Genomic DNA, 13,492 nt, shown 5'->3' on the forward strand with positions numbered 1-13,492 from the left:
CCCGCGAAGCTTTTTAGCGGTTACGCAACCCTTCCAGCAACTTGTGCGTCGGATACCCATCCGCCGGCCAGCCGAACGACTGCTGCGCGCTGCGGATCGCCTTTCGGGTGTTGGCACCGATAATCCCGTCCGCGGTGCCCGCGTCGTAATTCTGGGCGCTCAGCAGGCTTTGCAGTTCCATTCGCTCGGTACGGCTCAACGGCAAGTCATCCTTCGGCCAGGTGCCGCTGATCAGACCCGCGCCATGGAAGCGCTGAGACAGCAGGCCGACGCCCAGCGCGTAGGACGACGAATTGTTGTACTTGAGGATCGCCCGGAAGTTGTCGAGCACCAGGAACGCAGGGCCACGATAACCGGCCGGCAGCAGCAGGGCGGCGGACAGTTGCTCCGAGCCTGGCGGGACCTGGCCGCCATTGGGCAGGGATATACCCAGCTGGCGCCATTCGGCGACGCTCTTGCGAATCGTGCCGTCGGCGAGCAAGTAGTTGAAGCCGCCCGGCAGTTGCACTTCAAAGCCCCACGGCTGGCCTCTCTGCCAGCCGGAGCTTTGCAGGTAGTGCGCGGTCGAGGCCAGGGCGTCGGCGGAGCTGCCCCAGATGTCGCGGCGACCATCGCCATCGAAGTCCACGGCATGGGTGTTGTAGGTGGTCGGAATGAACTGGGTCTGGCCCATGGCGCCGGCCCAGGAACCGAGCATCTTCTCGGGTTCGATATCACCCTGTTGCAGAATCTGCAGCGCGGCGATCAATTGTGCGTGGGCAAAGCCCGGCCGGCGCCCTTCATAGGCCAGGGTCGCCAGCGAATTGATCACCGACTTGCTGCCCTGGAACTGGCCAAAATTACTTTCCATGCCCCACACCGCGACCAGTGCCTCACGATCGACGCCATAGCGCTGTTCGATGTTCTGCAGGACGCCATCGTACTGGCTGAGCAGCGACTGACCCTTGCGAATCCGCAACGGTGACAGCGCGCCATCGAGGTACTCCCACACCGGGCGGGTGAACTCGGGCTGGCTGCGATCGGCACGGATCACGCTGGGGTCGAAGCTGACGTTGGCGAAAGCGCGGTCGAACAGATCGGCGCGAATCCCGGCGGCCAGGGCGTCCTTGCGGAAACCTGCCTGCCATTCGGCGAAGGTCTGGGTCGGCTGGATATCGAGGTTTTCACCACTGGGAACGACGGGTGCAACGATGGCCGGAGCGGTGGCCAGAGGAGGCGTCTGAAGCTGCTGTGCGTCGGCGGCGGTGGGTTTTTCCGCGCAGGCGACTAGCAAAATGAGGCTGGAGGCAGCGATCAATTGGCGCAGGTGCCAACGACGGGAAAGACAAAGGGGCATGCACAGGTCCAGGTAATTCGAATCAGGTGCAGACCTTAACATGTTGAGCGGATGCTTGCCGTTTCAGGCCGCCAGAAAGTAAAAAGCCTCCCGGTTATCAGACCGGAAGGCTTCGCGACGGTAGCTGCCTTTGCCCTTGCCGGGGCGTTCCTGGCGGCTGCGGAACAGTGGCTGGGCAATGATGGATTTGGCCTTGTTGGGGCCATGCTTTGCTGGCTTTTTGCTCATGATGGATTCTCGCGAGTGGGTGTTTTTTGCGCGGCAGATATTCGGCCGAAATGGGACGGATGTCCATAGTGCAAATGCAGGCGTGATTTGTAGGAAAAAGACCGCGGAACGCTTATTCGGCAGGCAACGGCAGTCGCTGACCGGCCATCAACAGCGTCAAGCGACTCAGGCTCATCCACGGCGAGCCCGCCGCCTGGCCCTTGATCTGCGCATCGATGCGTTGCGCTTCGAGCAGCAACTGCGCCCAGCGTGGTGCTGAGTAGCGTTGCAGGGCTTTGCTCATCAGCGGCTTGCGCTTGTCCCACACCGGTGGCCTGGCCTGGCTGAATGCCTTGTCCAGCGGCGTGCCCTGGCTGTATTGCAGGGCGATGTTGGCCAATAGGCGCAACTCGCGAGACAGGGCCCAGAGAATCACCGGTGGCTCGACGCCTTCACCCCGCAAGCCTTCGAGCATGCGCAGGGCGTGGGACGCCTCGCCGTTGAGAATCGCATCGGTCAGCCCGAAGACATCGAAGCGCGCACTGTCGGCGACCGCCGCCTGCACGGTTTCGATGGTGATCTGACCGCCTTCGGCCATCAACTTGAGCTTTTCGATCTCCTGGGCGGCGGCCAGCAGGTTGCCTTCGACCCGTGCAGCGATCAGCTCTACCGCGTCCTGGCTGGCGGACAGCCCGGCCTGGGACAAACGCTGACCGATCCAGCTCGGCAACTGGCTGGCATCCACTGGCCAGATTTGCACGAACTGGGTCTGTTGGCCTTCGACCAACGCCTTGCCCCACTTGGTTTTCTGCGCGCTGCCATCGAGCTTCGGCAGGCTGATCAGCAGTACCGTGTCTTCGGCCGGTCGCGAGCAATATTCGATGAGCGCGGCAGCGCCTTTGTCGCCCGGCTTGCCGGAAGGCAGGCGCAGCTCAAGCAAGCGCTTTTCGGCGAACAGCGACATGCTGGCCCCGGCGAGCAGCAATGTACCCCAGTCGAAATTGGCGTCGGCGGCAAACACCTGACGTTCATCGAAACCCTGCTGACGAGCGGCAGAGCGGATGGCGTCTGCGGCCTCCTGGCACAGCAGCGGATCATCACCACTGATGACGTAGACCGGCGCGAGGCTGCCTTGCAGGTGTTTGGCGAGTTGGGCGGGAGCGAGCTTCATAAGAGGGGGCGAACGGGGCGCCAGAGCGCCCCGTAAGTCTTACTGCTGCGGGATTTCGATAGGCGACTGGCGCGGAGTATCCGCTTCAGCCTTCTGCGCCGCTTCCAGTGCCGCGGCTTCTGCCTTGGCGCGGGCTTCGGCGGTCTGCTGCAGCTGTTGCAACTGGGTCGGCGAAATCTGCTGCAAGCGCAGCATCATGCGTTGTACCAGTTCGCGACGCATTTCCTTGCGGGCGTCGGCGGCTTCCTGGTCGGAACCCACCAGGTTGTTGCCGTCGTGGATGAAGACCTTCTCCACTTCGATCTTGTCATTGATCAACGACAGATTGCCCTGGCTGAGGATGCTGTAGTTGAGCGTGGTGTTCAGTTGATACTCGCCAGTACGACCAGCACCGGCGTAGCTGAGGATGCGCTGGGTTTCCTGCTCGTCCGTCAACACCAGCTTGTAGGGTGCGCCGGTGTAGACCTTGACGCCGCTGCTATCGAGCACCTGACGCAATTGCGTCACGGTTTCGCCATAGGAGTTGCGCGCGCTGACGTCGAGTTCCTTGATCGCCAGTTCGGTGGTGCCGGTGCCGCGCAGCTGGAAACCGCAGGCGCTCAGCAGGATCGCGAGGCCCATCACCAGCAAGTTGCGTTTGATCATTGTGTTGCTCCCCTTGAAACCATGTGGGCCGTTCAAGCGGCCCGAAAGGTTTTACTCGGCGCCAGGCTTGGCCCGGCGCCTGATCCAATTAGCTGGCGACGATGTTGACCAGTTTGCCCGGTACCACGATCACTTTGCGAATCGTCAGACCATCGACGAAACGCAGCACGTTTTCGTTGGCGCGGGCGGCGGCTTCGATTTCTTCGCGGGTGGCGCTGGCCGGCATGTCGATCTGGCCGCGCAGCTTGCCATTCACCTGAATGACCAGTTGCAGGCTGTCCTGCACCAGGGCGTTTTCATCCACCACCGGCCAGGTGGCGTCGATCACGGCACCTGCGTGGCCCAGTCGGTGCCACAGGTCATGGCTGATGTGCGGCGTGATCGGAGCCAGCAACAGAGTCACGGCTTCCAGGCCTTCCTGAACCAGTGCGCGATCCTGCTCGGTCGCTTGCGCGGCTTTTTCCAGTACGTTCATCAGCGTCATCACCTGGGCGATGGCGGTGTTGAATTTGTGGTTCTGACCGACGTCGTGGCTGGCCTGCTTGATGGCCAGGTGGATCGAACGGCGAACGGCTTTCTGCTCGTCTGAAAGGCTCGCGACGTCCAGTTTGCCCGGCAGGCCCTGGGTAACGTGGGCCTGGGCCAGACGCCAGACGCGCTTGAGGAAGCGGTGCGAACCTTCAACGCCGGAGTCGGACCATTCGGCGCTCATGTCAGGCGGCGAGGCGAACATCATGAACAGACGGCAGGTGTCCGCGCCGAACTGGTCGATCATCGACTGTGGGTCGACGCCGTTGTTCTTCGACTTGGCCATCTTCTCGGTGCCGCCGATTTCCACCGGCAGGCCGTCGGCTTTCAGCTTGGCGCTGATGACCTTGGCCTTGCTGTCGCGCTCGAGTTCGACGTCCGCCGGGTTGAACCAGGTGTAGGCGCCGTTGGCTTCGCGACGGTAGTAAGTCTCGGCGACCACCATGCCCTGGGTCAGCAGGTTCTTGAACGGCTCGTTGGAGCTCACCAGCCCTTCGTCGCGCATCAGCTTGTGGAAGAAGCGCGCGTAGAGCAGGTGGAGAATGGCGTGTTCGATACCGCCGATGTACTGATCCACCGGCAGCCAGTGATCGGCTGCGGCTTTTTCCACCAGGCCACCCTCGTATTTCGGCGAGGCGTAGCGGGCGTAATACCACGAGGACTCGACGAAGGTGTCCATGGTGTCGGTTTCACGCTTGGCAGGCTGGCCGCATTTCGGGCAGGTGCACTCGTAGAACTCGGGCATGCGCGCCAGTGGCGAACCGGCGCCGTCCGGCACCACGTCTTCCGGCAATACGACCGGCAACTGGTCTTCCGGTACCGGCACGTCGCCACAGCTGGCGCAGTGGATGATCGGGATCGGGCAGCCCCAGTAACGCTGGCGGCTGATGCCCCAGTCGCGCAAGCGGAACTGGGTGCGCGAGGCGCCGAGGTTTTTCTTGATCAGCGCGACTTCGATGGCGTCGAAAGCGCCGGCGAAGTCCAGGCCGTCGAATTCGCCGGAGTTGATCAGCGCGCCGTGCTCGCCGTAAGCCTCCTGCCACGGGGCAGGGTTGGTGTCACCGGAACTGGTGCGCACCACGGATTTGACCGGCAGGTTGTACTTGTGGGCGAATTCGAAATCGCGCTCGTCGTGGGCCGGCACAGCCATTACCGCGCCGTCGCCGTAATGCATCAGCACATAGTTGGCGACCCAGACCGGCAGTTTTTCGCCGGTCAGCGGGTGCTCGACGAACAGGCCGGTCGGCAGGCCTTTTTTCTCCTGGGTGGCGACGTCGGCTTCGGCGACGCTGCCGCTCTTGCATTCGGCGATGAACGCTTGCAGCTCGGGATTGTTCTGCGCTGCCAGGGTGGCCAGGTGGTGCTCGGCGGCCACGGCGACGTAAGTCGCCCCCATCAGGGTATCCGGACGGGTGGTGAAGACTTTCAGGGTGCCGCTTTCGCCGATGGAGTCGACGTTGTACGGGAACTGCACTTCCATGCCGCGGGACTTGCCGATCCAGTTGCGCTGCATGGTCTTGACCTGTTCAGGCCAGCCATCCAGTTCGTCGAGGCTCTCCAGCAGCTCATCCGCGTAGGCGGTGATCTTGAAGTAGTACATCGGGATTTCGCGCTTTTCGATCAGCGCGCCGGAACGCCAGCCGCGACCGTCGATGACCTGCTCGTTGGCCAGTACGGTCTGGTCGATCGGGTCCCAGTTCACGGTGCCGTTCTTGCGGTAGATCACGCCTTTTTCGAACAGACGGGTGAACAGCCATTGTTCCCAGCGGTAGTAATCAGGCTTGCAGGTGGTCACTTCACGGGACCAGTCCACCGCCAGGCCCAGGCTGCGCAGCTGGGATTTCATGTAGGCGATGTTTTCGTAGGTCCACTTGGCGGGCGCCACGTTGTTCTTCATCGCGGCGTTTTCCGCCGGCATGCCGAAAGCGTCCCAACCCATCGGTTGCAGAACGTTCTTGCCTTGCATGCGCTGGTAGCGGGAGATCACGTCGCCGATGGTGTAGTTGCGCACGTGCCCCATGTGTAGCTTGCCGCTGGGGTAAGGGAACATCGACAGGCAGTAGTAGGTTTCCTTGCCTGGCTGTTCGCTGACTTCAAAGGACTTTTGCTCGTCCCAGAAAGACTGGGCGGCGGCTTCGATTTCACGGGGCTGATATTGTTCGTGCATGGCTACTTTTGAACTGAATAGGGGTGGCCCAATCCTCTTCAATGCAACGCTGGACGGTGAAGGCGCCGATTCGGCGATTTCGATGTCCAGCCGAGCTGGAAGTGGAGTTACAGGAAGCGCCGTAGCATACATGACCGCACTCTGCCGAGGGAAACCCTGATTGCTGCCGCGCGTCTTGCCAAAACCGCTGCGAGGGCCGTTGGTCGCGGCGTTCAGCCGGTTTGTGCATGGAAGCTAAGCTCTTATTTGGGGAGTAGGTCTTATCTTCCAATGAGGTGAGGGATGGTTGAGTCACAGCAAAAAGCTACAAAACCGGAGCTGTACGAAAGACTGATCGATCGTCTGGGCCTGGCGCTGGAAGCAGCAAAAACCGCCAGCCGGCTGCGTGATGAACGTCCGCTTGAACTGGAGCTGCGCGGCTTGAGCCCCGCAGAGTTTGCACTGGTCAAGGCGTACCTGGATCGCAGCGAACGTGAGACGCACGGATGCCTGTCAGAAGCCGTGAAACAACTCGACGCACCACGTTCTGCCAAGGTCATCTGGCTCAAGGACAAAATACCCGGTAGAGACGCGGTAAAGGTCCGGTCTCTGATGTTCAAGTGAGGCAAAAGCCCATGTTCAGTGGTTTTTTGCAGCACAGTCCTTTCGTATTTATTGTCGCATTGCGTCAACCCACTTAGGCTTCGGGCATCTTCATGGAGATGCTCGATGCCTTTTCGTTATTTCGTGAAACACCTTCTGATGCCGCCCGGCATTCTCATCCTGTTGCTGATGCTGGCCTGGTGGCTGCGTCGCTCAAGGCCGCGGCTTGCCGGTTTTTGCTTTGCCGTTGGGCTGGGTGGATTCTGGCTGATGAGTCTGCCGGCGGTGGTGCAATGGAGCGCGGGGCTGCTCGAATGCGAGCCACCGCTGGCTCGCGACGAATGGGCAACCCTGGGGCAACACGCCGATGCCATCGTGGTGCTTGGATCAGGGCGTGAACGGGGCGATGTGGCCTGGGACACTGACCAGCCCACAGGTGTGGGCCTGGAGCGCCAACGTTATGCGGCGCGATTGGCCAAGGCCTCGGGCTTGCCGGTATTGACCAGCGGCGGGCTGCATTACGACACGCCACCGAGCGAGGCGCAGATCATGGCCGACTCCCTGCGTGACGATTTCGGCGTGATGGTGCGTTGGCAGGAAGGGCAAAGCCGTACCACTTGGGAAAACGCCCAAATGACAGCCAAGGTGCTGTTGCCCGAAGGTGTCAAGCGCGTGGTGGTTGTGACGACTGCCGCGCATATGCCGCGGGCGGTCTGGAGTTTCAGGAAGGCGGGGTTTGAGGTAGTGCCGGCGCCGGTCGGGTTTCTGGGTCTGGACAATGGCGAAGCGTTCGGCGGCTGGATGCCAGAGTTCAAGGCGATCTGGCGCAGCGGACAGCTGATCAACGAGGCGGTAGGGCAGGTGGGGTATTCGTTGTTCTATCGTTAAGATCAAAAGATCGCAGCCTGCTGCACAGGCTGCGATCTTTGTCTTTAAACGGTCTTGGCCATCCGGCTGGCAATCAACGCCCAGCCAAACAGAACCACACAAACGATGATCAACGGCCACGAGCGCCATTGCAGGTAAGGCGTGAGGTTGTGCATCGGCACCACTTCGCCATACAGAATGCCGCGCTCGAATTGCGGGATCTGCTCGGTGATCTGGCCAAACGGGTTGATCAGGCCGGTCACACCGTTGTTGGTAGCGCGGATCATCCAGCGACCGGCTTCCAACGCGCGCATCTGCGCCATCTGCAGGTGTTGCAGCGGGCCTATGGAGGTGCCGAACCAGGTGTCGTTACTGATCGTCAGCAATAGATCGCTTTGCGCGGCGAGGCCCGCTGCGAATTCCGGGTACACCACTTCGTAGCAGATGAACGGCGCAATCTGGTAGCCCTTGGCTTGCAGCATCGCTTGATCCGCAGGGCCCCGGGCGAAGTCCGACATCGGCAGGTCGAAGAAGGCGATCAAGCCGCGCAGCACATCCTGCAAGGGAACGTACTCACCGAAAGGCACCAGTTTCTGCTTGAGGTAAGTGCCATCGCCTTCGCCGACGACGGTAATGCCGTTGAAGAAGCGCTTCTCCTGGTGAACCACCTGGCGAATCGGGACGCCGGTGATCAGGGCGGAATTACGCTCGGCGGCGAAATTTCCCATCATGTCCAGATAGCCCTGAGCGGACTCCTTGAGTACCGGCACCGCGGTTTCCGGCCAGATCAGCAGGTCGACCGGTTTTGAGGTGAAGCTCATGTCGCGGTACAGCGCCAGCTGCGCGTTGAGCTGCGCCGGGTCCCATTTCATGCTCTGTTCGACGTTGCCCTGAATCGCCGCGACGCTCAACGGCGCGCCGGACGGGCTGGTCCAGGCATGGTGCTTGAGCGCCACGCCGGCGATCCATGGGCCGACCAGAAGCACTGCGCCAATGGCGATGAAGGCTTTGCGGCCGCTGCGAACCAGACGCATGCCGTTGTAGATCAGCGCGGCAGTCAGGGCGAGGGTGAAGGAAATCAGCCACATGCCGCCGACAGGCGCGAGCCCCGTCAACGGGCCGTCGAGTTGGCTGTAGCCGGAATAAAGCCAGGGGAACCCGGTGAGAAACCAGCCGCGAAACGCCTCTTGCCCGACCCACAGCGCAGCAAATGCCAGGGCATCGGCCAGTGGCGCTTCGTTGCGTCGCAGCCAGCGGGCCCAGACCCAGGCGGGCAGGGCGAAGAACCAGGCAATCGCTGCTGTGAACAGCAGCATCAGAAAACCGGCCAGCAACACCGACGCGCCACCGAAGTGGTGGATGCTGTAGTAGATCCAACTGGTCCCGGCGCCGAACAGGCCGAAGCCGAAACACCAGCCACGACCCAGGGCCTGGCGGGGGCTCAGCTCTCGCAAGCCTGCGTAGAAAAGACCGACCGCCAGCAAAGCCAGCGGCCAGATATCGAATGGCGCCAGGGCCAGGGTAGTGATTGCACCGGCCGCCACGGCCAGCAGGTTACCGGGCCAGCCGGGGCGGTTCAGACGGAGCATTTCAGTCCTTGGAATTACCGGGCGATTGGGGTCAGGCGCAGCAAGTGAATCCGGCGACTGTCGGCGTTCAGGATGCGGAAGCGATAGGTGCCGATTTCAGTGATTTCGTTGCGTTTTGGCAAGTGCCCGAACGCGCTCATCACCAGGCCGCCGACGGTATCGAACTCGTCGTCGGAGAATTCGCTGTCGAAGAACTCGTTGAAGTTCTCGATCGGCGTCAGCGCCTTGATCAGGAAATCACCGCTCGGCAGCGGCTTGATGTAGCTGTCTTCTTCGACATCGTGCTCGTCTTCGATGTCGCCGACGATCTGCTCCAGTACGTCTTCGATGGTCACCAGTCCCGCCACGCCGCCGTATTCGTCGATGACGATGGCCATGTGGTTGTGGTTGGCGCGGAACTCGCGCAGCAGCACGTTCAGGCGCTTGGACTCCGGCACGAAGGTAGCCGGGCGCAGCAGATCCTTGATGTTGAAGCTGTCGCCGTTCTCTTTGAGGATCAGTGGCAGCAAGTCCTTGGCCAGCAACACGCCCATCACGTCATCGTGGCTTTCGCCGATCACCGGATAGCGGGAGTGGGCCGAGTCGACCACGGCAGGCAGGAACTCGCGCGGTGTCTGGGTCACCTTGATGCTGACCATCTGCGAGCGCGGGACCATGATGTCCCGTACCTGCAGGTCTGCAACCTGGATGGCGCCTTCGACGATGGCCAGCGCTTCGCTGTCCAACAGTTTGTTCTGGTGTGCGTCGCGCAGCAGCTCCAGCAGCTCCTGGCGGTTCTTCGGCTCGTGGGCAAAAGCCTGGGTCAGTTTACCTAGCCAGGACTTCTGCCCGTTGCTCGATCGATCTTCGCTCATAGCGATTACTCTGAATCCTTTGTTGTAAGTGTTCGGGGATGTTTAATTTTCGTCGTCCGCGTACGGATCGGGAAAGCCAAGTTCAGCAAGCAAACTGCGTTCCAGTGCTTCCATTTCTTCTGCTTCGTCGTCCTCTATATGGTCGTAACCGAGCAGATGCAAGCAGCCGTGAATCACCAGGTGTGCCCAGTGGGCTTTGAGTGCCTTGCCTTGTTCGCCAGCCTCACGCTCGACCACGGCGACACAGATCACCAGATCGCCCAGCAGCGGGATGTCGAGAAACTCGTCCGGCACATCGGCCGGGAATGACAAGACGTTAGTTGCGTAATCCTTCTGCCGCCAGGTGTGGTTCAGCTCGCGCCCTTCGGCTTCGTCGACCAGGCGAATGGTCATTTCCGAGTCGGCGGTGCGCTGGCGCAGCGCGAGTTCGCACCATTGGCGAAACTCGGCTTCGCTGGGGGCGGGCGCTTGGGTCGCGATTTGCAGGTCAAGCTCAAGCATCGCGGCGGCTATCCTTGGCGGCTGCATCATCGGCCGCACGGGTTTCGAAGCGCTCGTAGGCTTCGACAATGCGTTGTACCAACGGATGGCGCACCACGTCCTTGGGCTGGAAGTGGGTGAAGCTGATGCCCGGCACGTCTTTCAACACTTCGATCACATGGTGCAGCCCGGACTTGGTGCCGCGTGGCAGGTCGACCTGGGTGATGTCACCGGTGATGACAGCGGTGGAGCCGAAGCCGATTCGGGTCAGGAACATCTTCATCTGCTCGACGGTGGTGTTCTGGCTTTCGTCGAGGATGATGAAACTGTTGTTGAGTGTGCGGCCACGCATGTAGGCCAGCGGCGCGACTTCGATGACCTGACGTTCGATCAGCTTGGCGACGTATTCGAAGCCGAGCATTTCGTAGAGCGCGTCGTAGAGCGGGCGCAGGTACGGGTCGATCTTCTGGCTGAGGTCGCCGGGCAGGAAGCCCAGTTTCTCGCCGGCTTCGACCGCCGGACGCACCAGCAGGATCCGGCGGATCTGCTCGCGTTCCAGGGCATCCACAGCGCAGGCCACGGCCAGATAGGTCTTGCCGGTACCGGCCGGACCGATGCCGAAGTTGATGTCGTTACCGAGGATTTCCTTCACGTAGCGCTGCTGATTCAAGCCGCGAGGGCGAATCATGCCTTTCTTGGTGCGCAGGGAGACGGCGGCTTCGGCAGGGGAGTGGTTGTCCAGCTCTTCGACGGCGGACTCCTGCAGGAACAGGTGAACCATGTCCGGCGACAGCTCGGTACCCTTGGTTTCCCGGTACAGGCGGCGCAGAAGGTTTTCCGCGGAGGTGGTGTGTTTGCGCTCGCCGATCAGCTCGAACTGGTTTCCGCGGTTGCGGATCTCGATGGTCAGGCGCTTTTCGATCAAGCGCAGATGCTCGTCGAACTGCCCGCACAGATTGGCGAAGCGGCGAGCCTCGAAGGGCTCGAGGATGAAACGATGGGGTTCTATGGGTGCGTTCAAGGTCGTATTTAGCCGCCCTGGGGCAATAGTGATGAAATCAAGGATAACGCCAGTGGCGTGGGTGCGAAAGCTCTTAAATATCGCAACAAGTCCCCACGGCCGACGCTGTACCTGTGGGAGCGGGCTTGCTCGCGAAGAGGGAGTGTCAGTTGGCAGGGTTGCAGCTGACAGACCGCATTCGCGAGCAAGCCCGCTCCCACAGGGGGGGCGCGGGTGTTACGAGATCAGCGAACCGCGCAGCGAATGTGGCTGCGCCGCGTCGATGTGCACGTCGGCGAACTGGCCGATCAGGGTCGGATTGTCGCAGCGGAAGTTGACGATACGGTTATTCTCGGTCCGGCCCTGCAGCTCGCCGGGGTCCTTTTTCGAGTAATCGGTGACCAGAATGCGCTGGATCGAACCGACCATTTGTCGGCTGATCTCGAATCCTTGCTGGTTCAGGCGATGTTGCAGGGCGTTCAGGCGCTCTTTTTTCAGCTCTTCCGGCGTCTCGTCCGCCAGATCGGCGGCCGGTGTACCGGGGCGCTGGCTGTAGACGAACGAGTAGGAGAAGTCGAAACCGACGTCCTGAATCAGCTTCATGGTCTGTTCGAAGTCTTTTTCGGTCTCGCCGGGGAAGCCGACGATGAAGTCCGAACTGATGCAGATCCCCGGTACGGCAGCGCGCAACTTGCGCAGCTTGGACTTGTATTCCAGCGCAGTGTGGTTGCGCTTCATCGCCGCCAGGATGCGGTCCGAACCCGACTGCACCGGCAAGTGCAGGTGTTTGACCAGCTCAGGGACTTCGGCGTGGGCCTGGATCAGGCTGTCGGAAAACTCCAGCGGGTGCGAGGTGGTGTAGCGGATGCGGTCGATGCCGTCGACAGCGGCCACCACGCGGATCAGTTCTGCCAGATCGGCCAGGCGACCGTCATGGGTCGCGCCGCGATAACCGTTGACGTTCTGCCCCAGCAACGTCACTTCGCGCACGCCGTTTTCCGCCAAGTGAATGATCTCGGCGATCACGTCATCGAACGGGCGGCTGACTTCTTCGCCGCGGGTGTAGGGCACCACGCAGAAGGTGCAGTACTTGCTGCAACCTTCCATCACCGACACATAGGCGCTCGGGCCGTCGATGCGTGGTTCGGGCAAGTGGTCGAATTTCTCGATTTCCGGGAAGCTAACGTCGACTTGCGGCAGCTTGCTGATGCGCGCCGCGTCGATCATTTCCGGCAGGCGGTGCAGTGTCTGCGGGCCGAACACCACGTCGACATAAGGCGCGCGATCGCGGATCGCGGCGCCTTCCTGGCTGGCCACGCAACCGCCGACGGCGATCACCATGTCCGGGTTGGCCAGTTTCAGTTCGCGCCAGCGACCCAGTTGCGAATAGACGCGATCCTGGGCGCGCTCGCGGATCGAGCAGGTGTTGAGCAGAATCACGTCGGCGTCTTCGGCGCGAGCGGTGACTTCCAGGGCCTGGTGTTCGCCCAGCAGATCGACCATGCGCGAGCTGTCGTACTCGTTCATCTGGCAACCGTGGGTTTCGATATAGAGCTTCTTGGCCATGGAAAAGGGTCATCACGTGATTCGAAGAACCGCGCATTATAGGGAACATGCTCCCAGGTTCCTACCGCTGCGCGTCCGGTGGCTGTGCTATAGTTCGCGCCCTCTTTTTATCCCCGATGTGTTGCCCGCCCTCCATGACCAAACGCGAAGCTCCAATCTACAAGGTGATTTTCCTCAACCAGGGCCAGGTGTTCGAAATGTACGCCAAGCAGATCTATCAGAGTGATCTGTGGGGTTTCCTGGAAGTGGAAGAATTCGTCTTTGGCGAGCGCACGCAGGTGGTTGTCGACCCGAGCGAAGAGAAGCTCAAGGCACAGTTCGAAGGTGTGGTGCGCAGCTTCGTGCCGATGCATTCGATCGTGCGGATCGATGAGGTGGAGCGCCTGGGCACGCCGAAAATCAGCGAAGCCAGGGCCGGGGTCGGCAATGTGATGCCGTTTCCGATGCCGATGCCTGAGAAGTAAGACTCAGCACCGAGTCGCCCCTTTCGCGAGCAAGCC

13 protein-coding genes are annotated in these 13,492 nt (G+C 61.3%); 3 read left to right on the forward strand and 10 right to left on the reverse strand.

The window, feature by feature from the left end; all coding sequences use genetic code 11:
- Positions 1-13: 13 nt before the first annotated feature.
- From K9857_RS25790 to leuS, 5 genes are all read right to left on the reverse strand, one after another.
- The gene (locus K9857_RS25790) at positions 14-1,336 is read right to left on the reverse strand and encodes a lytic murein transglycosylase (protein ID WP_224540645.1); all 1,323 of its coding nucleotides are present in this window, start codon (positions 1,334-1,336) and stop codon (positions 14-16) included.
- Positions 1,337-1,399: 63 nt separating this feature from the next.
- The gene (arfA, locus tag K9857_RS25795) at positions 1,400-1,564 is read right to left on the reverse strand and encodes an alternative ribosome rescue factor ArfA (protein ID WP_175377172.1); all 165 of its coding nucleotides are present in this window, start codon (positions 1,562-1,564) and stop codon (positions 1,400-1,402) included.
- Positions 1,565-1,676: 112 nt separating this feature from the next.
- The gene (holA, locus tag K9857_RS25800) at positions 1,677-2,714 is read right to left on the reverse strand and encodes a DNA polymerase III subunit delta (RefSeq protein WP_224540647.1); all 1,038 of its coding nucleotides are present in this window, start codon (positions 2,712-2,714) and stop codon (positions 1,677-1,679) included.
- Positions 2,715-2,753: 39 nt separating this feature from the next.
- The gene (gene lptE / locus K9857_RS25805; RefSeq protein WP_224540649.1) at positions 2,754-3,359 is read right to left on the reverse strand and encodes an LPS assembly lipoprotein LptE; all 606 of its coding nucleotides are present in this window, start codon (positions 3,357-3,359) and stop codon (positions 2,754-2,756) included.
- Between the two features lie 88 nt (positions 3,360-3,447).
- Positions 3,448-6,054: a leucine--tRNA ligase gene (gene leuS, locus K9857_RS25810; RefSeq protein WP_224540652.1), complete on the reverse strand. Its 2,607-nt coding sequence runs from the start codon at positions 6,052-6,054 to the stop codon at positions 3,448-3,450.
- A gap of 282 nt (positions 6,055-6,336) precedes the next feature.
- Between leuS and K9857_RS25815 the strand changes: the two genes are divergently transcribed.
- A complete protein-coding gene (locus tag K9857_RS25815) occupies positions 6,337-6,657 on the forward strand; it encodes a hypothetical protein (protein WP_224540653.1) in 321 nt (106 codons plus the stop codon).
- 105 nt (positions 6,658-6,762) lie between these two features.
- The gene (locus K9857_RS25820) at positions 6,763-7,524 is read left to right on the forward strand and encodes a YdcF family protein (RefSeq protein ID WP_224540655.1); all 762 of its coding nucleotides are present in this window, start codon (positions 6,763-6,765) and stop codon (positions 7,522-7,524) included.
- A gap of 44 nt (positions 7,525-7,568) precedes the next feature.
- On the opposite strand, the gene lnt is transcribed toward K9857_RS25820, so the two are convergent.
- From lnt to miaB, 5 genes are all read right to left on the reverse strand, one after another.
- Positions 7,569-9,092 (reverse strand): apolipoprotein N-acyltransferase, encoded by a 1,524-nt coding sequence (lnt, locus tag K9857_RS25825; RefSeq protein WP_224540657.1) that lies wholly within the window; start codon positions 9,090-9,092, stop codon positions 7,569-7,571.
- A 14-nt stretch (positions 9,093-9,106) separates the two neighbouring features.
- Positions 9,107-9,946: an HlyC/CorC family transporter gene (locus K9857_RS25830; protein WP_224540659.1), complete on the reverse strand. Its 840-nt coding sequence runs from the start codon at positions 9,944-9,946 to the stop codon at positions 9,107-9,109.
- Between the two features lie 42 nt (positions 9,947-9,988).
- Positions 9,989-10,447 carry an rRNA maturation RNase YbeY gene (gene ybeY, locus K9857_RS25835; RefSeq protein WP_224540661.1) on the reverse strand — a complete coding sequence of 153 codons (459 nt, stop codon included), beginning with the start codon at positions 10,445-10,447 and terminating at the stop codon, positions 9,989-9,991.
- On the reverse strand, positions 10,440-11,447 hold the full coding sequence (locus tag K9857_RS25840; RefSeq protein WP_224540663.1) for a PhoH family protein: 1,008 nt from the start codon (positions 11,445-11,447) through the stop codon (positions 10,440-10,442). The genes ybeY and K9857_RS25840 overlap by 8 nt, the downstream gene beginning before the upstream one ends.
- A gap of 216 nt (positions 11,448-11,663) precedes the next feature.
- Positions 11,664-12,992 (reverse strand): tRNA (N6-isopentenyl adenosine(37)-C2)-methylthiotransferase MiaB, encoded by a 1,329-nt coding sequence (gene miaB, locus K9857_RS25845; protein WP_224540665.1) that lies wholly within the window; start codon positions 12,990-12,992, stop codon positions 11,664-11,666.
- Between the two features lie 134 nt (positions 12,993-13,126).
- Between miaB and K9857_RS25850 the strand changes: the two genes are divergently transcribed.
- A complete protein-coding gene (locus tag K9857_RS25850; RefSeq protein ID WP_047736335.1) occupies positions 13,127-13,456 on the forward strand; it encodes a DUF1820 family protein in 330 nt (109 codons plus the stop codon).
- Positions 13,457-13,492: the final 36 nt, after the last annotated feature.

The organism is Pseudomonas sp. REP124 (assembly GCF_020164475.1).
Classification (GTDB): Bacteria; Pseudomonadota; Gammaproteobacteria; order Pseudomonadales; family Pseudomonadaceae; genus Aquipseudomonas.

Excerpts from the sequence above, each read along its gene's own strand:
- K9857_RS25815 (WP_224540653.1), top strand. The coding sequence starts at position 6,337 with ATGGTTGAGTCACAGCAAAAAGCTACAAAACCGGAGCTGTACGAAAGA.
- lnt (WP_224540657.1), bottom strand. The coding sequence starts at position 9,092 with ATGCTCCGTCTGAACCGCCCCGGCTGGCCCGGTAACCTGCTGGCCGTG.
- ybeY (WP_224540661.1), bottom strand. The coding sequence starts at position 10,447 with ATGCTTGAGCTTGACCTGCAAATCGCGACCCAAGCGCCCGCCCCCAGC.
- miaB (WP_224540665.1), bottom strand. The coding sequence starts at position 12,992 with ATGGCCAAGAAGCTCTATATCGAAACCCACGGTTGCCAGATGAACGAG.
- K9857_RS25830 (WP_224540659.1), bottom strand. The coding sequence starts at position 9,946 with ATGAGCGAAGATCGATCGAGCAACGGGCAGAAGTCCTGGCTAGGTAAA.
- arfA (WP_175377172.1), bottom strand. The coding sequence starts at position 1,564 with ATGAGCAAAAAGCCAGCAAAGCATGGCCCCAACAAGGCCAAATCCATC.
- K9857_RS25850 (WP_047736335.1), top strand. The coding sequence starts at position 13,127 with ATGACCAAACGCGAAGCTCCAATCTACAAGGTGATTTTCCTCAACCAG.
- K9857_RS25820 (WP_224540655.1), top strand. The coding sequence starts at position 6,763 with ATGCCTTTTCGTTATTTCGTGAAACACCTTCTGATGCCGCCCGGCATT.
- K9857_RS25790 (WP_224540645.1), bottom strand. The coding sequence starts at position 1,336 with ATGCCCCTTTGTCTTTCCCGTCGTTGGCACCTGCGCCAATTGATCGCT.
- leuS (WP_224540652.1), bottom strand. The coding sequence starts at position 6,054 with ATGCACGAACAATATCAGCCCCGTGAAATCGAAGCCGCCGCCCAGTCT.
- lptE (WP_224540649.1), bottom strand. The coding sequence starts at position 3,359 with ATGATCAAACGCAACTTGCTGGTGATGGGCCTCGCGATCCTGCTGAGC.
- holA (WP_224540647.1), bottom strand. The coding sequence starts at position 2,714 with ATGAAGCTCGCTCCCGCCCAACTCGCCAAACACCTGCAAGGCAGCCTC.